A 24,271-nucleotide genomic window follows, 5' to 3' on the forward strand; every position below is an offset into this window, starting at 1 on the left:
GCCCCGCCATGACACTTCCCCATCAGCTCGACTCGCCTCTCTACCTCCTCCTGCGTAACGACGACATCGCGGGCTTCAACGCCCGGAAACCAGCCGACGGCACCGTCGACCTGCGCGGCGGTGACTTTCGCGGCATCGACCTGCGCGGCCTGGATGCCCGTGGCGTCGACTTCACCGACGCCTACTTCAGGGGGGCCGACCTGCGCGGCATCGACTTCCGCGAATCCCAATTGCAGGGCGCCAGCATCGCCCACGCACAGATCTCGGGCGCCTATTTCCCCACCGAACTGGCTGCGGACGAGCTGCTCATGTCGGTGAATTTCGGCACCCGCCTGCGCTACAACACCCACCGCTGACCAACCGTCGAACGAGTGATGTCATGCGGCCACATCCGCCTGACCGCCCGCTACACTCTTGGGCGCGACACCGGGAAACCTGTCCTCTCGCGCACCCATTGCAAGGAGGCTCGATGAACGATGAATTGCAGAACCTGAAGAACCTCGGCAAGACCTCGGCACAATGGTTGCACGCGGTGGGTATACACAATGCGTCCGACCTTCGCCGCCTGGGGGCTGTAGGCGCCTATAGAGCGGTAAAGGCCCGTGGCTTTCGCGCCTCCAAGGTGCTTCTGTACGCCATTGAAGGGGCCCTGCTGGACGTGCACTGGAACGAGCTGCCCCCGGGCCACAAGGCCCAACTCAACGGTGAGCTCGAGTCTTTTCCGCAGAACAACAGGAGCTAGCTCACAACACCAGCGCTCGGTGATTTACGTTCGTACCGATGCGCCCTATTGTTTCAGGGACGTTCGTGCGTCCAAGCCCAGCCAGTCCAAGGAATTACCGACATGTACCTACTCGGGGAGCAACCTGCTTACGCCGACCAGCTGATCAACCGACTGCAAAGCATTCCCAGCCAGCTGCTCGACGGGCTCGAACCTTCCGGCCCCCCGCTCTCCTTCGAGTCGGTCGAGGACCTGAACCGGGAGTTGCCTGGCAATCAGCTATTCATCATCGAGAATGGCTTGCTGCACGCCCTGGTCGACGAACGCCCCCTCTTCTACCTCCAGGAAGGCGACCTGGTAGGTCTGCGCCAAGGCATCGAGCTGCCAAGCTGCCGCTACCGCAGCGACGAGCCTGTAAGCCTCACCCCCTACTCCCGCAGCGCTGTGTTCAAGCACATTTATGCCGACGAGCAGCGCCAGGAGCAGTTCATCCAGTACCTGATCGGTCACACCGCCCTGCTCTCGGACGCGCTGGCTCGACTGAAGCAGCCGGAGATCCGCCCCTCCACCGGCTTCCAGCATTTCGCCGCCGGCGAGGAGCTGATCCACCAGGGCGACGACGCCGACCACGTTTTCATCATCATCGAAGGCCATGCCGAAGCCTTCGTCGACGGCCAGAAGGTCGGCGACGTGCAGAAGGACGAAATTTTCGGCGCCATGGCGGTATTCACCCGCGAGAAGCGCAGTGCCACCGTCGTCGCCAGCGAGCCCTGCACCGTGATGGTGATCCCAAAGGATCAGTTCCTCAGCTTGATGCAGAGCAACCCACGCATCGCCCACAGCCTCATCGAGAGCATGGCCCGGCGCATCGACCTGCTGAACAAGGAAATCACCCAACAGCGCCAGGCGAACCCGGAAGGCTGATCCACACAACCCTACAAAAAGCCCGGCAAATGCCGGGTTTTTCGTGCCTGATGACCGTTCATCCTGTTCTGACGAATTTTTTTACATCCTGCACTTGACCACGAAATGAGAATTGTTATTATTACCACAACTGGTCGCGAGATCAGCCGGTAAGCTGAGAGACCAAGCAGTCGGACTCTTCAGATTATCTCCTCATCAGGCTAATCACGGTTATTGACCCGGCAGTTTGCCGGGTCTTTTTTTGCCTGCAGAAAACCGCTGAAAGCCACGTCCCACCTGGGCCTACCGCCCTCAGTCGATCACGCTTTCAAGCACCAGCCGGGTCATGTCGTGGAGCCCCTCCTGGCGCGCCTGCGATCCGAGGCGCTCCCCCGTCAGCAACTGGTCGCTCACCGTCAATACGGCCAACGCCTCGCGCCCCAGCTCCGCCGCCACGCCGTACAACCCCGCCGCCTCCATCTCCACGGCGAGGATGCCCATCCGGCTCATGGGCGCCATCCAATCGGCCGTCGGCTCGTAGAACAGGTCGGCGGAAAACACATTGCCCACGTGCACCGTCATCCCCATTTCATCGGCTCGGCTCACGGCACGCGCCAACAAGCGGTAAGCCGCCAGCGCGGCAAAGTCGAAGCCGCCGAAACGCTTGAGGTTGACGCCGGAATCGGTGGACGCGCCCTGAGCGATCACCAGGTCGTGCAGGTGGACGTCCGGCTGCAAGGCCCCGCAACTGCCCACGCGGATGATGCGCCGCACGCCGAACTGGCTGAACAGCTCATGGGCGTAAAGCGAGATGGAGGGGATGCCCATGCCCGACCCCATCACCGAAACGCGTTGCCCCCGGTAGCGGCCGGTATAGCCGAGCATGTTGCGCACGGTGTTCACCTCCCGCACGTCTTCCAGAAAGGTTTCGGCGATTGCCCGGGCCCGCAGCGGGTCACCGGGCATGAGTACGGTCTCGGCAAAGTCACCCGGCTGTGCATTGATGTGGGGTGTGGTCATGACAGCCTCGCGTGGGGACGTGGGGAAGGTCGTGATGAGTCAGTAGCCAGCACTTGCTACAGGCTCGCCCGCAGCACCCAGGGTCTTCAGCAGCTCGGCCAGCAAGCCTGAAGCACCGAGCCGCAAATGCTCGGGGGTTACCCAGTGCGCGCCGAGCGTCGTCCGTGCCAGCTCGATGTAGCAGCGCGCATCCGCCAGGGTCCGCAAGCCGCCGGCCGCCTTGAAGCCCACCGTACCGCCTTGCTCGGCAATGACCCCGAGCATCAGCGCTGCCGCCTCCGGCGTTGCGTTGACAGGCACCTTGCCGGTGCTGGTCTTGATGAACTGGGCACCCGCCGCGATCGCATCGCGGCTGGCCTGGCGGATCAGCTCCGGCTGCGCCAGCGCCCCGGTCTCGAGAATCACCTTGAGCACCGCCCGTTCCCCGCAGGCTTCCCGGCATGCAGCCACCAGATCGCGCCCCGGCTGGGCATCGCCCGCCAGCAACGCAGCATAGGGATAGACCAGGTCCACCTCGTCCGCCCCATCGGCCACGGCAGCCCGGGTTTCCTCCAGCGCTCGCCGTACATCGACGCCACCCTGAGGAAAGTTGGCCACGGTGGCGACGCGCACGGCTTCGGCGCCCAGCGCATCGAGACGCCGCCGGGCAAAGCCGATGAAGCGTGGGTAGACGCAGACGGCAGCCACCGCTCCGACGGGCGTCAGCGCGCGGGTGCAAAGAGTGTCGATGACCGCCTCGTCATCCGTGTCGTTGAGGGAAGTCAGGTCGAGCAGGCGGACCGCCAGAGCGGCCAGCTCAGGATCGTTCAGTTCAGCCATACGGACTCCGAAATCGACAACAGGATGGATTCAAGGGCGCGTGTGCATCTGCTTGCGCATCTCGGCGCAATGGTCAACCGGAGTGACTGCGGCGGTGTACCAGACGTAGTCGGCACTGCCCGGCTCCACGGTCTTGCCGGCCTCGGCGAGGATCAGCACCGCACTGCCCTCCCCCGCTCCGAGATCAGCCAGGTGCAGCGGCACGCCCAGGTCGCGGCGCACATGGAAGGCACCGGCGAAGAGCAGCGCCGGTTGCGGGGCCGCCAGCAGGCGCTCGGCCATGCGCCGGTCACGCTGCTGCTGCACGGCGAGCATGGCCGGGAACTGGCTCTCCGGCAGCAGCCCGCAATGGGATTCGCGGATCTGCTCGCGCAGAGCGTCCTGGACGGTGGCCGTGGTCGAGGCGGTGCCGCTGAGCGCTGGCTGCTCACCATAGATGCGCATGATCTCGCTGCGATCCAGGTTCGCCGCCAGCAGCGGGTAGGGCTGGGCCAGCGCATGGCGCACGATCGGGCCGTACAGCGCCCAGTCCCAGCTCCTCTGCCAGGCCAGCGCGCTTTCCAGCTCACCTTCATCGGCGCCGGAACGGATAAGTGCGTGCACGGCATCCACCTTGGCTTGCTGGTCGGGGTTGAGCATTTCCAGCAGCAGGCTGCCCTGGCTGCGACGGCCTTCCAGCGCCTCTAGCAACCACAACTGCAGGGCGTGGTGGTCGGGGTTGTCGTGCTGTTCGCCCACCAGCACGCGCGGCGCCTCGGCGAGGCGGTCGAGCAATTGCCGTGGACTCAGGGTCTGGCCACTGCGCAGGTCGCGGATGACACCGAGATCGGCATGCTGGCGGGCCTCCGGGCTCTGCCACTGCGGCAAGGGCGGGGTGGCCTGGCACGCCGCCAGGGACGCGATGACGAGCAGGAGAAGCAGGCGCATGGATGGATTCCTCGGGTTCGTTCAGCGCGCGACGATCAGGGGATGGCCGCGTTCCGGGTGGCGCTGCACCAGCACGTCGAGGCCGAACACGGCCTTCAACGGCTCGGGTTGCAGCACCTCGTCGGGCGTGCCCAGCACATGGGGGCGCCCGTCGCAGAGCAGCAGCAGGCGGTCGCAGTAGCGCGCCGCCAGGTTCAGGTCATGGAGGATCACCAGCACCGCGGCGCCACGCCCGGCGAAATCACGCACCGCTTGCAGGGTGGTGTGCTGGTGCAGGGGATCGAGCATGGAGGTGGGCTCGTCCAGCAGCAGGTGCTGCCCCTGCGCGCCCGGCCACAACTGTGCCAGCACCCGTGCCAGGTGCACGCGCTGGCGCTCGCCGCCGGAGAGCGCCAAGTAGCTGCGCCCGGCCAGGTGCGCGGCATCGGCCGCCTCCAGGGCCTCACGGATGATCTCGGCATCCCGCACCCGCCCCGTCGCGTGGGGCAGGCGGCCCATGCCGACCACTTCCTCGACACGGAAGCCGAAGCTCAGGGTGGAACTCTGCGGCAACACCGCCAGGCGCTGGGCACGCTGCGGGCCGGCCCATTCGGCAAGCGGGCGGCGCTCCAGGCTGACCTGGCCAGCGGCCAGGCCCAGCTCGCCGCTCAGGGCGCCGAGCAGGGTGCTCTTGCCCGCGCCGTTGGGGCCGAGCACGCCCAGCACTTCGCCGGGGCGCAGCTCCAGGTCCACGCCCGCCAGCACCACGGTGCTGCCACGGTGCACTTCAAGCTGTTCGACACGCAGCATCAGTGACGCCCCCGCAGCAGCAGATAAAGGAAGAAGGGCGCGCCGATCAGCGCGGTGACGATGCCGATGGGCATCTCCGCCGGCGCCAGCACCAGGCGCGCGGCCAGGTCGGCGAACAGCAGCAGGCTGGCACCGGCCAGTGCCGAGGCCGGCAGCAGGACACGGTGATCCGGCCCGGCGACCAGGCGCACCAGGTGCGGCACCACCAGGCCGATAAAGCCGATCAGCCCGGCAGCGGCCACTGCGGCGCCGACGCCCAGCGCCGTGCACAGCACCAGTTCGCGCTTGAGCTTCTCCACCTCGAAGCCCAGGTGGCGCGCCTCGGACTCGCCCAGCAGCAAGGCGTTCAGCGCCTTGGCCCGGCGCGGCAGCCACAGCGCCACCGCCCCGGTGATCAGCAGCAGCGGCCACAGCCGCGCATAGCTGGCGCCATTGAGGCTGCCCAGGTTCCAGAAGGTCAGGGTGCGCAGCGTGGCGTCGTCCGCCAGGTAGGTGAACAAACCGATGCAGGCGAAAGCCAGGGCGTTGAGGGCGATGCCGGCGAGCAGCATGGTCACCACGCTGGTCTGCCCGTCGCGCCGGCCGAGGCGGTAGACCAGCGCCGTCACTCCCAGGCCACCGGCGAAGGCGCAGGCGGACAGCAGGTAGGGCGCGATGTTCTCGGGCAGCCCGCCGAGGGCCGCACCACCGACGATGGCCACCGCCGCGCCGAGGGCCGCGCCACTGGAAACGCCGACCAGGCCGGGGTCCGCCAGCGGGTTGCGGAACAGGCCCTGCATGGCCACGCCAGACAGCGCCAGCACCGCGCCGACGGCGAGGCCCAGCAGGGTGCGCGGCAGGCGGATCTGCCCGAGGATCAGTTCGGCCTGCTCCAGGCCTGCGGGCGCGAGCGGCATCCCGGCCAGGCGCAGGGCCGCGCGCAGGGTGTCGCCCAGGGGCAGGCTCACCGGGCCGAGGGCCAGGGACAGCCACAGGGCGAGCGCGAGCAAGGCGCCCAGTGCGATGAACAGGGGGCGCGAATGTACAGCGGGGGTCATGGCTGGTTCTGGCTGTTGGCGGTCAGGGCCGGTGCCTGAGGATAAAAGCCCGCGGACAGCGCGGCCACCCCATCCGGCAGGCGCGGGCCGAGGCCGCCCACCAGCAGGGTCGGGTCCAGCGGCAGCAGGCGGCCCTGCTTGCCGGCACGGGTCATGGCCAGAGCGGGGTTCTGCTTGAGCAGCGCGGCCTTGGCTTCCTCGCCTTCGAGGCGGCGATCGGCGAACACCACCACGTCCGGGTCCAGCGCCGCCAGCGCCTCGTTGGAGATCGCCTTGTAGCCGAGATGATCGGTGATGTTCCGGCCACCGGCCTGCTCGATGATCCAAGCGGCGGCGGTGTCCTTGCCGGCGGCCTTGGGGTTGCTGCCGGCATGGCCGAGCAGCAGCAGGACGCGCGGCGCCTCCTGCGTGCGCCGGGTCTCAGCGACCCACCTGGCCTGCTGCTCGAAGCGCTGGCTGTAGTCGGCGAAGACCTTTTGCGCGCGGGCCTCGTCACCCAGCAGGCCGCCGATCAGCGTGAGGTTCTTCTCCAGCACCGGCAGCTCGGCCCTGGACGGCAGCAGTTCGATGCGCACCCCCGCTGCATTGACCTGCTCGATCACCGGCGGCGGGCCCATTTCCTCGGTACCCAGCAGTATGTCCGGGCGCAGCGAGAGGATGCCCTCGGCGGCCAACTGGCGCTGGTAGCCGATGCTCGGCAGCGACTTCAGCGAGGCGGGATGGAGGCTGGTGGTGTCGACGCCCACCAGCTTGCTCTCGCCACCCAGCGCCACCACCCATTCACTGAGGGAGCCCCCGGCGCTGACCCAGCGTTGCGGCAACGGATCGGCGGCATGCGCCGCTTGGCTCAGGAACAGGCCGGCGCACAGGCCGGCAAGGGAAACAGCAACACGCATCCTATGACTCCTTCAGATTCAGGCGGAACGACGCCCCGGCAGGGGCGGGGCGTCGGGGTGGATCGGGCCGGGGCTCGGCCAGGCGTCAGAGCGCCGGAGCGGTCTCGGCCAGGGCACGCCAGTCTTCCCGCTCCGGGATGCCCGGCTTGCGCGCGCCGAACAGTTGCAGCACCAGCTCGCCTTCGGCATCGAAGGCTTCCCAACTGGTGATCACGCCGTCGCTGCTGGGCTTGCGTACCCGCCACAGCTCGGTCACGCCCGGGGTCTTCAGGTGCAGGTTGAACTCGGGGTCGAGCACGTTGAACCAGGTGTCCATCCATTTCAGGTTCTGCACCGGGCCGCTGTGGATCTGGATGCAGTGGCGGTTGCCGACGAACACCATGATGGGGATCTGCTTCTCCCCCGCCGCCTCCAGCAGGCGCGGCAGTTCGGCGGTGTCCAGCTTCTCGGCCCACTCGCTGCCGGCCAGGCGCAGGGCCTGGGTGCGGGCCGCGCCATGCTTCTTCAGCAGGGCGAAGAAGTGGTGGGTGTCCTTGAGGGCTGACCAGCCTTCACGCAGGCCGGCGACGTCGATCTCGGCATCGGGCCTGACCGGCTCGGCGGCGGGCAGCGGCTGCAGATCCAGCTCGGCGCTCTGTTCCTCGGCCTGGAAGCGCTCGACCAGCGGCGCCCAGGCGGCGACTTCGCTGCGCTCGGTGAGGAACACCTTGTGTACGGCCACGCCCTGCCTGTCGAAAATCTGGATGCTGCGCTGAGTGCCGCGCGGGGTTTCTTCGGCCACGGCGAACACGCTGGACCAGCCACCAAGGAACAGGCGCAGGTCGATGTCGGCGGACACCACCAGCCCCATCTGCCCGTTGGCCATCACCGACACCTCGCGGTACACGCCCTTGCGCTCATGCACGCAATGCTCGTTGCGGGTCAGCGCCATGATGTGGCCCAGCTCACCCAGCGCGGGCAGCAGGCTCGCCCACTCGGGGCGCAGGCGCACGGCATCCACGCCCAGGCGGCTGGCGGTAAGCTCGCCCTCGCTGACCGAGAGGCGCTCGGCGGCGTCACGGGCGCGCAGGCGCGGCTCCTCGCCACGCAGCGTCTGCCAGGCCTGGTACAGGGCGGGGCCCGCCGTGGCGGTTTGGTTGAGGGCAGTCATGGTGTCACTCCTTCAGGATCAACGGCTCGCCGTAAGGGCGAATTCAATGGGTATTCTCACGCGGCTCGGCACCGGCTCGCCGTCCTGGACCTCAGGACGGAAGCGCCAGCTGGCGACCGCGTTCATGGCCGCTTCGTCGAGGCTCTCGATGCCTGACGAGCGCAGCAATTTCAGGTCCCGCAGCCCACCGCGCTCGTCCAGGCGCACCTCCACCAGGACCACGCCCTGCTGGTTGCGACGGCGCGCCTGGGCCGGGTAGATCGGGGGTTTGGGCGGTACAAGGAAGGAAGGCTGGTCGATGACCACCTCGGCCTTCGGCGACTTGGCGGCCTGCCGGGCAGGTGCCGACTGCGGGGCCGCGCTGGGCGTCGAAGGTGCCACTTGCGCCACGCTCGGCTCGCTGCTGGAGCGGGACTGTGGGTGCGGCTGCGGCTCACTGCGCACGACCTTGCGCGCGGGCACTTCAGGACTGACCAGGCGCGGCTTTACGGCAACGGGCTTGGCTTCCGCGACCGGGTGGTTCTGTGGTTCCACCTTGCGGGGAGCCGGTACCGGGCGCGCCACGGGCTCAGCCACGGCAGGCGCCGGTTCGACCAGGCTGACCAGGTGCACCACGTCCGCCCGGGCCTCTCCCCGGGCGATAGCCGGCTCCGCCCGCAGATCGTGCAGGAGCCATGCAAGCCCCCCGTGCGCGATAAGCGACAGCGCGAGGCAGAGTGGAATACGCGGCATGTTCAAGCCCGAATTCACAAATACGAATCAATTTGATAATTGTTTACATTTGGCTGTCAACCTCATTATGTTCGCCACCGATGCCAACCTGCGATCACCAGAGAGGCCGGCGAAAGCGATGACCAGGACGGTCATCGGGAAAGGCACCTGCGGCATGACGCCCGTGGCTTCCTGCCACACCAGAAGTGCCCGGCCGGCCCCTGGACGCGCCTTGAACCCGGGAGTCCGCCCATGTCGCCTCGTCCCCCCTTCGCCCGCCGCTCCTGGCTGGCCCTGCTGCTCCTGTCGCCCTCCCTCGCTCTGGCTGCGGAAAAGACCGCGACCCAGTTCGACACCGTCACGGTAACCGCCACCCGCAGCGAGCAGACGCTCGACCAGGTGCCGAGCACGGTGTCGGTAATGACTGAACGAGAGATCGACCAGAAGAACGTAAAAAATATTCGGGACCTGGTGCGTTACGAGCCGGGTGTATCGGTCGGCGGGACGGGCAGCCGCTTCGGCCTGTCCGGCTTCACCATCCGGGGCATCGGCGGCAACCGCGTGCTGACGCAGGTGGACGGCGTGAGCATGCCGGACGCCTTTTCCTTCGGCGGCTTCCTCAGCGCACAGCGCGACTACGTGGACCCGGACACCCTCAAGCAGGTGGAGATCATCCGGGGGCCGGCCAGCTCGCTGTACGGCAGCGACGCCATCGGCGGCGCGGTGAGCTTCATTACCAAGGACGCGGCCGACTACCTGGACGAAGGCGATGACACCTACGCCCGCCTGAAGACCGGCTACGACGGCTCCGACGACAGCTGGCTGCGCAGCACCACCCTCGCCGCCCGCCAAGGTAACGTCGATGCCCTGTTGCACATTGGCCGTCGCACCGGCCAGGCACTGGACACCCAGGGTGATATCGGCGGCATCGGCGCGACGCGCGAGGAAGCCAACCCGGTCGACTACACCACCGACAACCTGCTGACCAAGCTCGGCTGGGACTACGCCGAAGGCCAGCGCCTGCAGCTGACCTACGAGCGCTACCAGGACGACACCGACACCAAGGTTTTGAGCAACTACAGCAACACCGCCACCATCCGTACCCAGGACGCGCGCGACAGCGTCGACCGTGAGCGCTATTCGCTGCTGCACACCCTGCAGCTGGACAGCCCGCTGGCGGACAACCTGCAGAACCAGCTCAGCTACCAGGACAGCCAGACCCGCCAGCGCACCTACGAGAACCGTGTCGTCAGCGGCTCGCCCCGCTTCCGCACCCGCGACTCCCACTACGAGGAGAAGCTCTGGGTGCTCAACAGCAAGCTGGACAAGTCCTTCAGCATCGCCGGCAGCCAACACACCCTGGTCTACGGCACCGACCTCAAGCGCCTGAAGAACACCGACCTGCGAACAGGCGGCGAGACCGTCATCGCCACCGGGGTCAACACGCCGGTGCTGCCAACCAGCGACTTCCCGGACCCGACCACCAACGAGTACGCGGCCTTCATCCAGGACAGCATCGAGATCGGCCGCTGGACCCTGCTGCCGGGCCTGCGTTACGACTACTACGCCATGAAGCCCCACGCCACCACGCGCTACCTCAACAGCCAGGCGACCGACGCCAACCCGAGCGACTTCACCGACTCGGCCGTATCGCCCAAGTTCGGCGTGACCTACCAGGTCGACGATCAGCACAGCGTGTACGGTCAGTACGCCGCCGGCTTCCGTGCTCCGCAGGCGATCGAGATATTCGGCGAGTTCGTCAATCCGGGCATGTACCGCACCCTGGCCAACACCAACCTCAAGGCCGAGACCAGCGACAGCTTCGAGCTGGGCCTGCGCGGCAAGTACGAGATCGGCAGCTTCGGCGCCGCGCTGTTCTACAACCGCTACGACGACTTCATCGAGCAGGTATCCCGCCCCTCCAGCGTGCCGGGCTTTCCCCTCGGCGAATTCCAGTACGTCAACCGCGACCGGGTGACCATCCGTGGCTTCGAGGCCAAGGGCGAGCTCTTCCTCGACAAATTCGGCATGCCGGCCGGCTGGCGCGCCATGAGCTCCGTGGCCTACGCACGCGGCAAGGACGAGGGCACCGGCCAGCCGCTCAACAGCGTCGACCCGCTCAAGGGCGTCTTCGGCATGGGGTATGCGCAGCCCAATGGCAAGTTCGGCGGCGACCTGAGCTGGACCCTGGTAGCAGCCAAGGAGCGCATCGACCGCACCCAGACCGCCGGCCAGTACCAGCCCTCGGGCTACGGCCTGCTGGACCTGAATGGCTGGTGGCAGGTCACCGAGGCGTTCTCGGTCAACGCCGGGCTGTTCAACATCACCGACAAGGACTACTGGCAGTGGAGCGATGTACGCGGACTGAGCGAGAACAGTCCCAGCCTGCAGCGCTACACCCAGCCTGGGCGCCACGCCGCGGTCAACCTGATCTGGGAGATCTGACCCCTTTCAGCGCAAGGACGCGCCCCCTCTTGGCAATCCACGGCAGCGCGGGATAATGCCCGCCTGCCGTGGAGACGCCGATGATTCTGCTATGCCGCCCCGACGAGTTGGCCGAAGGCCAGAGCCGGGGCTTTCTGATCGATGACCTGAAGCTGCTGCTGGTGCGCCGGAAGGGGCGGGTCCATGCCTATGAGAATCGCTGCCCGCACCGTGGCATTCCCCTGGAATGGCAACCGGACCGTTTCCTCGACGACAGCGGCAGCCTGATCCAGTGCGCCACCCACGGTGCGCTGTTCCTGATCGAGACCGGCGAATGCGTCACCGGCCCCTGCGTGGGCCAGGCGTTGCGCGCCCTGCCCTGCCGGGAAGACGGTCAGGGCATCTGGCTGGATGGTGCACCTACAGCTGCAGGTTGAGGCGACGGGTCAACACCATGCCCTCGAGGCTCAGCTCTGCACCGTAGGCCAGCACCTCGACCCCGGCCTCTTGTGCATCGGCCAGAGCCTGGGCGTAGTACGGGTCGATTTCCCGTGCCGGCCGCACCGCGTCGATTCCGGAGAGGTTCACGCAGTACAACTGCACGGCACGGGTCCCCTCTCGCGCCAGGTGCGCCAGCTCCCGCAGGTGCTTGGCCCCACGGGTAGTGACCGCATCAGGGAAGGCCGCAACGGGCGTCCCCTCGAACCCGAGGGTGACACTCTTCACCTCGACGTAGAGCGCGGCCGAGGGGTAATCGAGGCGGAAGTCGGCTCGGCTGTTCTCCATGCCATAAGCGACTTCCCGCTTAAGTGCGGTGAACCCCGCCAGTTCGGGAATCCGCCCCGCCAGCAGGGCTTCCTCCACCAGCGGATTGGCCCGTGCAGTGTTGATGCAGGCCAGGCGGCCCTGGGGCGTCTCCACCAACTCCCAGGTGCCCGGCAACTTGCGCCGGGGATCGCTGGAGCGGCTGAACCACACCCGACAGCCTTCGCTCATGCAGTTGAGCATCGAACCGGTGTTCGGGCAGTGGATCGTCAGTTGCTCCCCCTGAGCAGTCTCGATGTCGGCCAGGAAGCGCTTGTAGCGCCGCAGCAGCCGACCCTCTTCAAGCGGCGGATCGAACCTCACGCTCGCGCCGCCCAGCTCTGCAGGCCACGGGCGATGCGCGCGACAGCCTCCTCCAGGCGCGACAGGCTCTGGGTATAGGCGAAGCGCACGTGCTGGCCAGCCAGATGCCGGCCGAAATCCAGGCCCGGGGTGAAGGCGACGTGCTCGGTCTCGATGAAGTGCTGGCAGAACGCATAGGCGTCCTGGGTGAAGGCTGAAACGTCTGCATATAAATAGAAGGCACCCTTCGGCTCGACGGCGATGCCGAAACCCAGCTCGCGCAGGGCGGGCAGCAGATAGTCGCGGCGGCGGGCGAACTCGGCGCGACGCGCCTCCAGGATCGTCAGGGTGTCCTCGCGGAAGCAGGCCAGCGCGGCGTGCTGGGCCATCGAGGGCGCACTGATGTAGAGGTTCTGCGCCAGCTTTTCCAGTTCCGGCACCGCCTCCCGCGGAGCGACCAGCCAGCCCAGGCGCCAGCCGGTCATGCCGAAGTACTTGGAGAAGCTGTTGAGCACAAAGGCATTGTCATCCACCTCCAGTACGCTGGCGGCGTCCACGCCATAGGTAAGGCCGTGGTAGATCTCATCCACCACGAGGTGTCCGCCCAATCCCCGGAGACTGTCGGATAATGCCGCAAGCTCGTCCCGATGCAGCAAGGTGCCCGTGGGGTTGGCCGGTGATGCCACCAGCGCACCGACGCTCTGGGCATCCCAATGGCGCTCCACCAGATGCGGGGTCAGTTGGTAACGGGTCTCGGGGCCCACCGGCACCAGTTGGGCCGCGCCTTCCACCAGGCGCAGGAAGTGCCGGTTGCAGGGGTAGCCGGGATCGGCCAGCAGCCAGTGCCGGCCCGGGTCGACCAGCAGGCTCGACGCCAGCAACAGCGCGCCCGAGCCGCCGGGGGTGATGAGGATACGCTCGGGGTCGATATCCAGCCCGTAGCGCTGGCCGTAGAAGCCGGCAATGGCACGGCGCAGCTCCGGCAGGCCACGGGCGGCGGTGTAACGGGTATGACCGGCAGCCAGCGCGGCCTGCCCGGCCTCGACGATGGGGGCGGCGGTGGTGAAGTCCGGCTCGCCGATCTCCAGGTGGATCACGTCGTGCCCTTCGGCCTGCAACTCATTGGCGCGGGCCAGCAACGCCATGACGTGGAAGGGTTCTATGGCACGGCTGCGTGCACTGTATGACTGGGCCATCGGCCTTCCCTCATCGACACAAAGCGCGGATTCTAACCAATGCTTCGGGACGCCCGCAGCAACCGCGATAACTGGGAGTGGCGTGGCCTGAATCGTTCTGGTAAGTTCGCCCGCTTGCAGCCGCAGGGCCGGCAGTGTCGGCGACGGACCAGCTTCCTGCGAAATGGATTAGAGAAAGTGAGAGGCGGCCATTCATGCCCACCAAAGCAAAGCAACCGAGCAGCCAACTGATCCGTGGTTTCGAGCCCTATCAGGAAACCAAGGGTGAGGAGTACATGAGCGACCGCATGCGCGCTCACTTCACCAACATCCTCAACAGGTGGAAAGTCGAGTTGATGGAAGAGGTCGACCGCACCGTCCACCACATGCAGGACGAGGCGGCCAACTTCCCTGATCCGGCCGACCGCGCCAGCCAGGAAGAAGAATTCAGCCTGGAACTGCGTGCCCGTGACCGCGAGCGCAAGCTGATCAAGAAGATCGACGAAACCCTCCAGCTGATCGAAGACAACGAGTACGGCTGGTGTGATTCCTGCGGCGTCGAGATCGGCATCCGCCGCCTCGAAGCACGCCCCACCGCCACTCTCTGCATCGACTGCAAGACCCTGGCGGAAATCAAGGAAAAGCAACTCGGTTCCTGATCCCAGAACGGGGCGCTACGGCGCCCCGTTTCGTTTCAACAGGCTCACGCCCGCATGCCTCCGTCTTCCTACGTCGGCCGCTTCGCGCCCACCCCTAGCGGCTACCTGCACTTCGGCTCCCTGGTTGCCGCCCTCGCCTCCTACCTCGATGCCCGTGCCGTTGGCGGTCGCTGGCTGCTGCGCATGGAAGACCTGGACCCGCCTCGCGAGACACCAGGTGCCCAGGCGGCGATCCTCTCCACGCTGGAGGCCTACGGCTTCGAATGGGACGGCGAGCTGGTGCGCCAGAGTGACCGTCATGACGCCTACGCCCAGGTGATCGACCGGCTCTTCGCCCAGGGGCTGGCCTACGCCTGCACCTGCTCGCGCAAGCAGCTCGAAGGCCATCACGGCATCTACCCCGGTTTCTGCCGCAATGCCTGCCACCCCCAGGCCGACGCTGCCATCCGTCTGCGCGTGCCGGAGCTTGTCTACCGCTTCACCGACCGGGTGCAGGGCCTGTATCAACAGCACCTGGGGCGCGAGGTGGGGGACTTCGTCATCCGCCGTCGCGACGGGCTCTATGCCTACCAGTTGGCCGTGGTGCTGGACGATGCCTGGCAAGGCATCACGGACGTGGTACGCGGCGCCGATCTGCTGGACTCCACGCCGCGCCAGCTGTACCTGCAGGAACTGCTGGGCCTGTCGCAACCACGCTACCTGCACGTACCGCTGATCATCCAGCCGGACGGCCACAAGCTCGGCAAGTCCTACCGCTCGCCTCCCCTGCCGGCCGACCGTGCCACGCCGCTGCTGGCCCGCGCCCTGCGCGCCCTCGGCCAGCAGCCACCGGAAGGCCTCGCCGACGGCACGCCCCGCGAAGCCCTGGACTGGGGCATCGCCCACTGGGACGCCACGCGCATCCCGCGTACCCGCACCCTGGCCGAAGCCCAGCTGCGCTGAGCGCACTCGCACCGACACGGGGCATTCGCTACCATCGCCGCACCCTCGATGTGAGATGCGGCATGTATATCTACCGACTGGTACTGCTCCTGGTGGTGGGGATCTACCTGTTTTCCCCGGCCATCATGGACTGGTGGATCGACCCCAACGGGGCCTGGTATCGCCCCTATCTGCTCTGGCTGATCCTGATCGTGGTGACCTTCATCCTGCAGAGTCAACGCGATGCTGACGAGTTTTAGCCTGAGCCAGCTGATCCTCATCAGCGCGGCCTACCTCTTCGCCCTGTTCGGGGTCGCCTGGTTGAGTGATCGCGGTTTCGTTCCGCGCCGCATCGTCCGCCACCCGCTCACCTACACCCTCTCCCTCGGCGTGTACGCCAGCGCCTGGGCTTTCTACGGCACGGTGGGGCTGGCCTACCAGTACGGCTACGGCTTCCTGGCCAGCTACCTGGGCATCTCCGGGGCCTTCCTGCTGGCGCCGGTGCTGCTCTACCCGATCCTGCGGATCACTCGTACCTACCAGCTCTCGTCCCTGGCCGACCTGTTCGCCTTCCGCTTCCGCAGCACCTGGGCCGGAGCGCTGACCACCTTGTTCATGCTGATCGGCGTCCTGCCCCTGCTGGCCCTACAGATCCAGGCGGTGGCCGACTCCATCGGCATCCTCACCCGCGAGCCGGTGCACGACAGGGTCGCCCTGGGCTTCTGCGCGCTGATCACGCTGTTCACCATCCTCTTCGGCGCACGCCACATCGCCACGCGGGAGAAGCACGAGGGCCTGGTGTTCGCCATTGCCTTCGAGTCGCTGGTGAAGCTGACCGCCCTCGGCGGCATCGGACTCTATGCGCTCTATGGCGTGTTCGGCGGCCCCCATGAGCTGGAGCTATGGCTGCTGCAGAACCAGGCGGCACTCTCGACGCTGCACACGCCGCTGCAGGAAGGCCCGTGGCGCACGCTGCTGCTGGTGTTCTTCGCCTCGGCCATCGTCATGCCGCACATGTACCACATGACTTTCACCGAGAACCTCAACCCCCGCGCCATGGTCAGTGCCAGCTGGGGCCTGCCCTTGTTTCTGCTGCTGATGAGCCTGGCGGTGCCACTGATCCTCTGGGCCGGCCTCAAGCTCGGCGCCACCACCAACCCGGAATATTTCACCCTGGGCCTCGGCATCGCCGTGAACAGCGATGCCCTGGCACTGCTCGCCTATGTCGGCGGCCTGTCGGCGGCCAGCGGCCTGATCATTGTGCTGACCCTGGCACTCTCCGGCATGGCGCTGAACCACCTGGTGCTGCCGCTCTACCAACCACCGTCGGAAGGCAACATCTACCGCTGGCTGAAGTGGACACGCCGGGCGCTGATCTTCGCCATCATCATGGCCGGCTACGGTTTCTATCTATTGCTGGGCGCCGAGCAGGACCTGTCGAACCTGGGCATCGTCGCCTTCGTCGCCACCCTGCAATTCCTCCCCGGCGCGCTCTCGGTGCTGTACTGGCCGACTGCCAACCGGCGGGGCTTCATCGCCGGCTTGATGGCCGGCATCGGTGTGTGGTTGTTCTCCATGCTGCTGCCCCTGCTGGGCAACCTGCAGGGCATCTACGTTCCGCTGTTCAACGCCATCTACGTACTCGACGACAACAGTTGGCACATCGCGGCCATCGCCTCACTGGCCGCCAACGTGTTGGTGTTCACCCTGGTCTCGCTGTTCACCGAGGCCAGCCCCGAGGAACGCGGGGCAGCCGAGGCCTGCGCTGTGGACAACGTGCGCCGACCGCAACGCCGCGAACTGGTGGCGACCTCGCCCCAGGAGTTCTCCGAACAACTGGCCAAGCCCCTGGGCGCAAAGACGGCGCAGAAGGAGGTGGAACAGGCCCTGCGTGACCTGCACCTGCCGTTCGACGAACGCCGCCCCTACGCTCTTCGCCGCCTGCGCGACCGCATTGAGGCCAACCTTTCCGGGCTGATGGGACCGAGCGTGGCCCAGGACATCGTGGAGACCTTCCTGCCGTACAAGTCCGGCAGCGAGGGCTACGTCACCGAGGACATCCACTTCATCGAGAGTCGCCTGGAGGACTACCACTCCCGACTCACCGGCCTGGCCGCCGAGCTGGACGCCTTGCGCCGCTACCACCGCCGCACTCTGCAGGAGTTGCCGATGGGAGTGTGCTCGTTGGCCAAGGACCAGGAAATCCTCATGTGGAACCGGGCCATGGAGGAACTGACCGAGATTCCCGCCCAGCGTGTGGTCGGCTCGCGGCTTTCAGCCATCAGTGATCCCTGGCGGGGCCTGCTGGAAAGCTTCATCGGCCAACCCGACGAACACCTGCACAAGCAGCGCCTGCCGCTGGAGGGTCAGGTGCGCTCGTTGAACCTGCACAAGGCCGCCATCGACGAGCCGCTGGCACCTGGTAACAGCGGCCTGGTGGTACTGGTGGAAGACGTGACCGACACCCTGCTGCTGGAAGACAAGCTGGTGCACTCCGAACGCTTGGCATCCATCGGTCGCCTGGCTGCCGGCGTCGCCCACGAAATCGGCAACCCCATCACCGGCATCGCCTGCCTGGCGCAGAACCTGCGGGAAGAGCGCGAGGGCGACCCCGAACTGACCGAGATCAGCGGACAGATTCTCGAGCAGACCAAGCGAGTGTCCCGCATCGTGCAGTCACTCATGAGCTTCGCCCACGCCGGCGCCCGCCAGCAGGCCACGGAGCCAGTGTGCCTGGCGGACGTCGCCCAGGAAGCCATCGGCCTGCTGTCATTGAACAGGCGCAGCATCGATGTGCAGTTCTTCAACCTCTGCGATCCGCACCACATCGCCGAGGGCGACCCCCAGCGCCTGGCCCAGGTGCTGATCAACCTGTTGTCCAACGCCCGCGACGCCTCGCCCGAAGGCGGTGCGATCCGCGTGCGTAGCGCCATCTCCGACCACGCCGTGGAGCTGATCGTGGAGGACGAAGGCAGCGGGATTCCCAAGGCGATCATGGACCGCCTGTTCGAGCCCTTCTTCACCACCAAGGACCCTGGCAAGGGCACCGGGCTGGGGCTTGCGCTGGTCTATTCGATCGTGGAAGAGCATTATGGCCACATCACCATAGAAAGCCCGGCCGACCCCGAGCAGCAGCGCGGCACCCGTTTCAGGGTGACACTGCCACGCTTCGCCGAAGCGCCCAGCGCTGCCATCTGAGACTGTCGAGAGAGCTGAACCGAATGTCACATATCCTGATCGTCGAAGACGAAACCATCATCCGTTCCGCCTTGCGCCGCCTGCTTGAGCGCAACCAGTACCAGGTCAGTGAAGCCGGGTCTGTCCAGGAGGCCCAGGAGCGCTACAGCATCCCCGGTTTCGACCTCATCGTCAGCGACCTGCGCCTGCCCGGCGCGCCCGGTACCGAGCTGATCAAGCTGGCCCAGGGCACCCCGGTGCTGATCATGACCAGCTACGCCAGCCTGCGCTCGGCGGTGGACTCGATGAAGATGGGCGCGGTGGACTACATCGCCAAGCCCTTCGACCACGACGAGATGCTCCAGGCCGTCGCACGCATCATCAAGGACCGCCAGGAGAACAAGGCAGCCCCCACCGAACGCGCGCCCACCCGCGCCCAGGAGAAGAGCAGCGCCCCCCAGGCCGACGGTGAGATCGGCATCATCGGCTCCTGCTCCGCCATGCAAGAGCTCTACAGCAAGATCCGCAAGGTCGCCCCCACCGACTCCACGGTGCTCATCCAGGGCGAATCCGGGACCGGCAAGGAACTGGTGGCCCGTGCCCTGCACAACCTCTCCCGGCGCGCCAAAGCACCGATGATCTCGGTGAACTGTGCGGCCATTCCCGAGACCCTGATCGAATCCGAACTCTTCGGTCACGAGAAGGGCGCCTTCACCGGCGCCACCGCCGGCCGAGCCGGCCTCGTGGAAGCAGCCGACGGCGGCACGCTGTTCCTCGACGAAATCGGCGAGCTGCCCCTGGAAGCCCAGGCGCGCCTGCTACGGGTGTTGCAGGAAGGCGAGATCCGCCGTGTCGGCTCGGTCCAGTCGCAGAAGGTGGATGTGCGCCTGATTGCCGCCACCCACCGCGACCTCAAGACGCTGGCCAAGACCGGCCAGTTCCGCGAAGACCTCTATTACCGCCTTCACGTCATCTCCCTGAGACTGCCCGCGCTGCGCGAACGCGGTAACGACGTGATCGAGATCGCCCGCGCCTTCCTGGCGCGCCAGTGCACTCGAATGGGGCGCGACGAATTGCGCTTCGCCCATGACGCGGAACAAGCCATCCGCCACTACTCCTGGCCCGGTAACGTGCGGGAACTGGAGAACGCCATCGAGCGTGCGGTGATCCTCTGCGAGAGCCCGGATATCTCGGCGGACCTGCTGGGCATCGACATCGAGCTGGCCGACCTGGAGGACGACGACTTCCTCGACGGCCCCACCCAAGCCACAGCCGCCAGCCCCCATGAACCCACGGAAGACCTGTCCCTGGAGGACTACTTCCAGCATTTCGTCCTCGAGCACCAGGACCACATGACCGAGACCGAGCTGGCCCGCAAGCTGGGCATCAGCCGCAAATGCCTGTGGGAACGCCGTCAGCGCCTGGGCATCCCGCGGCGCAAATCGGGGGCTGCCACCTCCTGACCGCCCAAGGTTGCGCGTGACAGTGGGAACGGTTAGGAGTTCCCCAGGCTGTTACCGCAAAAACCTCTCGTAACAAAAGCCGGGTGAGTCGGTAACGGAAACCCGGCTTTTTTCTACCTCATCGCCATGCCCTGTTTTCCGTAAGTCATTGATTTAAAAGGATTTGCAAAAGTTGGCACGGCAACTGCTTTATCTCTGGCACAACAACAATAAAAACCGTAGTAACCCCACAACAAGAACAATACGCACCGACTCCAGCACAACAAGAACAAAACCGCGGAGGCGCAGCTAACTGATTCTTTTGGAGAGGAGTTGCCATTGGGGCTTGCCCCACGACCAGGCAGAGAACAATAAAACTGCTTACTCAGGCAGTACCCGAACTGGTTGGATCGAATGATCACGGCACCATCAGCATCCAAAGCAATCCGTTTGCTCTTGACCCTCGATTCGAGGGCATATCCAGAGATCACGAATCTGCTGGTACGGGTCAAACAACAAGAACAGCAAGCCCGGCTCAATAATAAAAACAAAGCACGCACCAGTTTGGGGGGGAGCTTCGGCTCCCCCAGTAGCTTTGACACACTCCCGCCGCTTCCTTCACCATCCCCCCGCCCAGTGCTAGAATCCGCGCCCATCGTGCGGTCTCTCATTCATTCCGGCCGCCCATCCCACACACAGTGCCTCCCATGCTGAAGAAGCTGATCCAGTCCTTTCGCTCTCCCCTGCGCCGCACCCAGCATCCCCGCAGCACACCTGAAGTCCTGAGCAACCGCCAGCACGCGCTGGACCGCGCGGACATCAGCCGTAACGCGGTGAACGTCGTGGAACGCCTGCAGAAGGCGGGCTACCAGGCCTACCTGGTCGGCGGCTGCGTCCGTGACCTCATGCTGGGCCTGGACCCCAAAGACTTCGACGTCGCCACCAACGCAACCCCCGAGCAGGTGCGTGCCGAGTTCCGCAATGCCCGGGTGATCGGCCGCCGCTTCAAGCTGGTCCATGTGCATTTCGGGCGGGAAATCATCGAGACCGCGACCTTCCGCGCCAACCACCCCCAGGGTGATGACGAAGACAGCAACCAGTCCTCGCGCAACGAAAGCGGCCGCATCCTGCGTGACAACGTCTACGGCAACCAGGAAGAAGACGCGCAACGCCGCGACTTCACCATCAATGCCCTGTATTACGACCCGGTCACCGAGCGCGTGCTCGACTACGCCCACGGCGTACACGACATCCGCAACCGCCTGATCCGTCTGATCGGCGACCCCGAGCAGCGCTACCTGGAAGACCCGGTGCGTATGCTGCGAGCCGTGCGCTTCGCCGCCAAGCTGGGCTTCGAGATCGAGAAGCACAGCGCCGCGCCGATCCGCCGCCTGGCCCCCATGCTGCGGGACATCCCCTCCGCACGCCTGTTCGACGAAATCCTCAAGCTGTTCCTCGGCGGCAAGGCCGAGCGCACCTTCGAACTGCTGCTGGAGTACGACCTCTTCGCCCCCCTGTTCCCGGCGGCTGCCGCCTCCCTGGAGCGCGACCCCGAGTACGCTGGCGCCCTGATCCGCCAGGCCCTGGCCAACACCGACGAGCGCATCCGCCTCGGCAAGCCGGTCACCCCGGCCTTCCTCTTCGCCGCCCTGCTCTGGCCGGCCTTGCCCGTCCGTGCCGCCCTGCTGCAGGAAAAGGGCATGCCGCCGATCCCGGCGATTCAGGAAGCCGCCCACGGCCTGATCCTCGAACAGTGCCAGCGCACCGCCATTCCCAAGCGTTTCACCATCCCGATCCGCGAAATCTGGGACATGCAGGAACGCCTGCCCCGCCGCAGCGGCAAGCGTGCCGACCTGCTGCTGGAGAACCCCCGCTTCCGCGCCGGCTACGACTTCCTCCTGCTGCGTGAAAGCGCAGGCGAGGAAACCGGCGGCCTGGGCGACTGGTGGACCGACTACCAGGACGCCAGCGACAGCGAACGCCGCGCCATGATCCGCGACCTCAGCAGCCGCGACGAAGGCGGTGCCGCACCGCGCAAGCGTCGCCGTGGCGGCGGTCGTCGCAAGCGCGGCCCCCGCAGCGAAGGCAGCGCCCCGGCTGGCGAATAAGATGGAGCGCGTCTACATCGGGCTGGGCAGCAACCTGTCGGACCCAGCCAGCCAGCTGCGCAATGCCCTGGCGGCCCTGGCCGCCCTCCCCGGCACGCAGCTCAGCGCCGTGTCGTCCCTCTACAGCAGCGACCCCCTCGGCCCACCGGACCAGCCCCGCTACAGCAATGCCGTTGCCGCGCTGGACACCGACCTCGCCCCCCTGGACCTGCTCGACGCCCTGCAAGCCATCGAACTGTCCCAGGGGCGCGTACGCAAGGACGAGCGTTGGGGCCCGCGCACCCTCGACCTGGACATCCTGCTGTTCGGCCAGCGGCAGATCGACGAGCCGCGCCTGCAGGTCCCCCACTACCACATGCACGCCCGCGCCTTCGTGCTGTATCCACTGGCCGAGATCGCACCCGACCTGCAACTGCCCGACGGCCGGCCGCTCCAGGCCCTGCTGGACGCCTGCCCCTACGCCGGGCTGGAGCGCATCGAGGGCCTTTCCGCGCTGGCGGTAACGCCGTAACAGCTCGGTAACACCTGCAATTGACACCATGCCCCCCCATCGGGACTATAAGCGTCCCGTTGCCCCGTACCGGTGCAGAATCGGTACCGATGAGGACGTTTTCATGCCTGATGTGACCCTGACCACCCTTCAAGAGCTGAAGCAGAAAGGCGAGAAAATCGCCATGCTCACGGCCTACGACGCGACCTTCGCCCAGGCCGCCAGCCAGGCGGGCGCCGACGTCCTGCTGGTGGGCGATTCCCTCGGCATGGTCCTGCAGGGCCATGACAGCACCCTGCCCGTCAGCGTCGCCGACATGGCCTACCACACCGCCGCCGTGAAGCGTGGCAACCAGGGCTCGCTGATCATCACCGACCTGCCGTTCATGGCCTACGCCACCCTGGAGCAGACCTTCGCCAACTGCGCCGCGCTGATGCAGGCCGGTGCGCACATGGTCAAACTCGAAGGCGCTGCCTGGCTCGCCGAGCCCATCCGCCTGCTGGCCGAACGCGGCATCCCGGTCTGCGCCCACCTCGGCCTCACCCCCCAGGCGGTGAACATCCTCGGTGGCTACAAGGTGCAGGGCCGCCAGGAAGCCCAGGCGCGCCAGCTGCGTGCCGACGCCATGGCCCTGGAACAGGCCGGCGCCGCCATGCTGCTGCTGGAATGCGTGCCCAGCGAACTGGCCGCTGAAATCACCCAGTCGGTGAAGATCCCGGTCATCGGCATCGGCGCCGGCAGCGCCACCGACGGCCAGGTGCTGGTCCTGCACGACATGCTCGGCCTGTCCCTCACCGGTCGCACGCCCAAGTTCGTGAAGAACTTCATGGAAGGCCAGACCAGCATCCAGGGCGCCCTCGCCGCCTACGTCCGCGCCGTCAAGGACGTCACCTTCCCCGCCGCCGAGCACGGATTCGCCGCATGATCACCGTCAAGACCGTCCGTGAACTGCGCGCGGCCGTCGCCCGTGCCCGCAGCGAAGGCAAGCGCATCGGCTTCGTGCCCACCATGGGCAACCTGCACTCGGGCCACGTCGCCCTGGTGGAGAAGGCCAGCCAGCGCGCCGACTTCGTGATCGCCAGCATCTTCGTCAACCCGCTGCAGTTCGGCCCCAGCGAAGACCTCGCCAAATACCCGCGCACCCTCGCCGCCGACCAGGAGAAGCTGGTGGCCGCCGGTTGCCACCTGCTGTTCCACCCCGACGTGGAAGAGATGTACCCCGACGGCATGGACGGCCAGACCCGCGTCAACGTCCCCCTCGTTTCCGAGGGCCTGTGTGGCGCCAGTCGCCCGGGCCACTTCGAAGGCGTCGCCACCGTGGTCAGCAAGCTGTTCAACATGGTCCAGCCGGACCTGGCCGTGTTCGGCGAGAAGGACTTCCAGCAACTGGCGGTGATCCGCAAGCTGGTGCGCGACCTGAACATGCCCATCCAGATCATCGGCGAGCCCACCGTCCGTGCCGAGGACGGCCTCGCGCTGTCCTCCCGCAACGGCTACCTGGACGCCGCCCAGCGCGCCATCGCCCCGACCCTCTACGCCACTCTGCGCCAGCTGGCCGAGGGCGTCCGCGCCGGTCGCAGCGACCATGCCGCCCTGCTGGAGGAAGGCCGTAGCGCCCTCGCCGGCGCCGGCCTGCGTCCCGACTACCTGGAGCTGCGCGAATCGCATACCCTGCGCACCGCCCAGCCCGGCGACCGTCACCTGGTGCTCCTCGCCGCGGCCTACCTCGGTAACACCCGGCTGATCGACAACCTCGCCTTCAACCTCGACGACAACGCCTGACCCGTGCAGGGCC

Annotated in this window: 24 protein-coding genes; 14 read left to right on the forward strand and 10 right to left on the reverse strand. The window is 66.6% G+C overall.

Features of this window, described 5'->3' with window-relative positions; translation table 11 throughout:
* The first annotated feature begins 8 nt into the window (after positions 1-8).
* The 3 genes from A9G05_RS14185 to A9G05_RS14195 all read left to right on the forward strand — a co-directional run bounded on the left by A9G05_RS14185 (position 9) and on the right by A9G05_RS14195 (position 1,645).
* Positions 9-356: a pentapeptide repeat-containing protein gene (locus tag A9G05_RS14185; protein ID WP_069561597.1), complete on the forward strand. Its 348-nt coding sequence runs from the start codon at positions 9-11 to the stop codon at positions 354-356.
* A gap of 113 nt (positions 357-469) precedes the next feature.
* Positions 470-742, forward strand: a complete 273-nt coding sequence (locus A9G05_RS14190; RefSeq protein ID WP_044403307.1) for a TfoX/Sxy family protein — start codon at positions 470-472, stop codon at positions 740-742.
* Positions 743-844: 102 nt separating this feature from the next.
* Positions 845-1,645: a Crp/Fnr family transcriptional regulator gene (locus tag A9G05_RS14195; RefSeq protein ID WP_069561598.1), complete on the forward strand. Its 801-nt coding sequence runs from the start codon at positions 845-847 to the stop codon at positions 1,643-1,645.
* A gap of 291 nt (positions 1,646-1,936) precedes the next feature.
* Here the strand turns inward: A9G05_RS14195 and deoD are convergent, their stop codons facing one another.
* The 8 genes from deoD to A9G05_RS14235 form a co-directional block, all read right to left on the reverse strand.
* A complete protein-coding gene (deoD, locus tag A9G05_RS14200; RefSeq protein WP_069561599.1) occupies positions 1,937-2,644 on the reverse strand; it encodes a purine-nucleoside phosphorylase in 708 nt (235 codons plus the stop codon).
* Between the two features lie 39 nt (positions 2,645-2,683).
* A complete protein-coding gene (deoC, locus tag A9G05_RS14205) occupies positions 2,684-3,463 on the reverse strand; it encodes a deoxyribose-phosphate aldolase (RefSeq protein ID WP_069561600.1) in 780 nt (259 codons plus the stop codon).
* Positions 3,464-3,493: 30 nt separating this feature from the next.
* Complete coding sequence (locus tag A9G05_RS14210) at positions 3,494-4,390, reverse strand: ChaN family lipoprotein (RefSeq protein WP_069561601.1); 897 nt, start codon at positions 4,388-4,390, stop codon at positions 3,494-3,496.
* A gap of 21 nt (positions 4,391-4,411) precedes the next feature.
* Complete coding sequence (locus A9G05_RS14215; RefSeq protein WP_069561602.1) at positions 4,412-5,179, reverse strand: heme ABC transporter ATP-binding protein; 768 nt, start codon at positions 5,177-5,179, stop codon at positions 4,412-4,414.
* On the reverse strand, positions 5,179-6,216 hold the full coding sequence (locus A9G05_RS14220; RefSeq protein WP_069561603.1) for an iron ABC transporter permease: 1,038 nt from the start codon (positions 6,214-6,216) through the stop codon (positions 5,179-5,181). The genes A9G05_RS14215 and A9G05_RS14220 overlap by 1 nt, the downstream gene beginning before the upstream one ends.
* A complete protein-coding gene (locus A9G05_RS14225; RefSeq protein WP_069561604.1) occupies positions 6,213-7,112 on the reverse strand; it encodes a hemin ABC transporter substrate-binding protein in 900 nt (299 codons plus the stop codon). Before A9G05_RS14225 ends, A9G05_RS14220 begins: the two co-directional genes overlap by 4 nt.
* Positions 7,113-7,197: 85 nt before the next feature.
* Positions 7,198-8,262: a hemin-degrading factor gene (locus A9G05_RS14230; RefSeq protein ID WP_069561605.1), complete on the reverse strand. Its 1,065-nt coding sequence runs from the start codon at positions 8,260-8,262 to the stop codon at positions 7,198-7,200.
* 18 nt (positions 8,263-8,280) lie between these two features.
* The gene (locus tag A9G05_RS14235; RefSeq protein ID WP_165670578.1) at positions 8,281-8,874 is read right to left on the reverse strand and encodes an energy transducer TonB; all 594 of its coding nucleotides are present in this window, start codon (positions 8,872-8,874) and stop codon (positions 8,281-8,283) included.
* Positions 8,875-9,225: 351 nt separating this feature from the next.
* Between A9G05_RS14235 and A9G05_RS14240 the strand changes: the two genes are divergently transcribed.
* The gene (locus A9G05_RS14240) at positions 9,226-11,418 is read left to right on the forward strand and encodes a TonB-dependent hemoglobin/transferrin/lactoferrin family receptor (protein WP_069561607.1); all 2,193 of its coding nucleotides are present in this window, start codon (positions 9,226-9,228) and stop codon (positions 11,416-11,418) included.
* An 80-nt stretch (positions 11,419-11,498) separates the two neighbouring features.
* Positions 11,499-11,834, forward strand: coding sequence for a Rieske (2Fe-2S) protein (locus A9G05_RS14245; RefSeq protein ID WP_069561608.1), 336 nt, complete (start codon positions 11,499-11,501; stop codon positions 11,832-11,834).
* On the opposite strand, the gene sfsA is transcribed toward A9G05_RS14245, so the two are convergent.
* Together sfsA and A9G05_RS14255 are read right to left on the reverse strand one after the other, a co-directional pair.
* Entirely contained in the window at positions 11,818-12,525 is a 708-nt protein-coding gene (gene sfsA / locus A9G05_RS14250; protein WP_069561609.1) for a DNA/RNA nuclease SfsA, read from the reverse strand. The two genes, A9G05_RS14245 and sfsA, sit on opposite strands and share 17 nt — an antisense overlap.
* Positions 12,522-13,700, reverse strand: coding sequence for a pyridoxal phosphate-dependent aminotransferase (locus tag A9G05_RS14255; RefSeq protein ID WP_069561610.1), 1,179 nt, complete (start codon positions 13,698-13,700; stop codon positions 12,522-12,524). The genes sfsA and A9G05_RS14255 overlap by 4 nt, the downstream gene beginning before the upstream one ends.
* 194 nt (positions 13,701-13,894) lie before the next feature.
* On the opposite strand from A9G05_RS14255, the gene dksA reads away from it, so the two are divergent.
* The 9 genes from dksA to panC all read left to right on the forward strand — a co-directional run bounded on the left by dksA (position 13,895) and on the right by panC (position 24,258).
* Positions 13,895-14,338 carry an RNA polymerase-binding protein DksA gene (dksA, locus tag A9G05_RS14260; RefSeq protein ID WP_069561611.1) on the forward strand — a complete coding sequence of 148 codons (444 nt, stop codon included), beginning with the start codon at positions 13,895-13,897 and terminating at the stop codon, positions 14,336-14,338.
* 54 nt (positions 14,339-14,392) lie between these two features.
* Complete coding sequence (gluQRS, locus tag A9G05_RS14265; protein ID WP_069561612.1) at positions 14,393-15,280, forward strand: tRNA glutamyl-Q(34) synthetase GluQRS; 888 nt, start codon at positions 14,393-14,395, stop codon at positions 15,278-15,280.
* Positions 15,281-15,342: 62 nt separating this feature from the next.
* Positions 15,343-15,519, forward strand: coding sequence for a hypothetical protein (locus tag A9G05_RS27270; RefSeq protein WP_139131162.1), 177 nt, complete (start codon positions 15,343-15,345; stop codon positions 15,517-15,519).
* A complete protein-coding gene (locus A9G05_RS14270; protein WP_069561613.1) occupies positions 15,503-18,457 on the forward strand; it encodes a sensor histidine kinase in 2,955 nt (984 codons plus the stop codon). The genes A9G05_RS27270 and A9G05_RS14270 overlap by 17 nt, the downstream gene beginning before the upstream one ends.
* A 23-nt stretch (positions 18,458-18,480) precedes the next feature.
* Positions 18,481-19,899: a sigma-54 dependent transcriptional regulator gene (locus tag A9G05_RS14275; RefSeq protein ID WP_069561614.1), complete on the forward strand. Its 1,419-nt coding sequence runs from the start codon at positions 18,481-18,483 to the stop codon at positions 19,897-19,899.
* 686 nt (positions 19,900-20,585) lie between these two features.
* The gene (locus tag A9G05_RS14280; RefSeq protein ID WP_069561615.1) at positions 20,586-21,986 is read left to right on the forward strand and encodes a polynucleotide adenylyltransferase PcnB; all 1,401 of its coding nucleotides are present in this window, start codon (positions 20,586-20,588) and stop codon (positions 21,984-21,986) included.
* Between the two features lies 1 nt (position 21,987).
* Positions 21,988-22,497, forward strand: coding sequence for a 2-amino-4-hydroxy-6-hydroxymethyldihydropteridine diphosphokinase (folK, locus tag A9G05_RS14285; protein WP_069561616.1), 510 nt, complete (start codon positions 21,988-21,990; stop codon positions 22,495-22,497).
* Positions 22,498-22,600: 103 nt separating this feature from the next.
* Positions 22,601-23,401: a 3-methyl-2-oxobutanoate hydroxymethyltransferase gene (gene panB / locus A9G05_RS14290; protein WP_044403339.1), complete on the forward strand. Its 801-nt coding sequence runs from the start codon at positions 22,601-22,603 to the stop codon at positions 23,399-23,401.
* A complete protein-coding gene (gene panC, locus A9G05_RS14295) occupies positions 23,398-24,258 on the forward strand; it encodes a pantoate--beta-alanine ligase (RefSeq protein ID WP_044403341.1) in 861 nt (286 codons plus the stop codon). Before panB ends, panC begins: the two co-directional genes overlap by 4 nt.
* Positions 24,259-24,271: the final 13 nt, after the last annotated feature.

Origin of the sequence: Pseudomonas sp. ENNP23, from assembly GCF_001728945.1 — a bacterium.
Classification (GTDB): domain Bacteria; phylum Pseudomonadota; class Gammaproteobacteria; order Pseudomonadales; family Pseudomonadaceae; genus Metapseudomonas; species Metapseudomonas otitidis.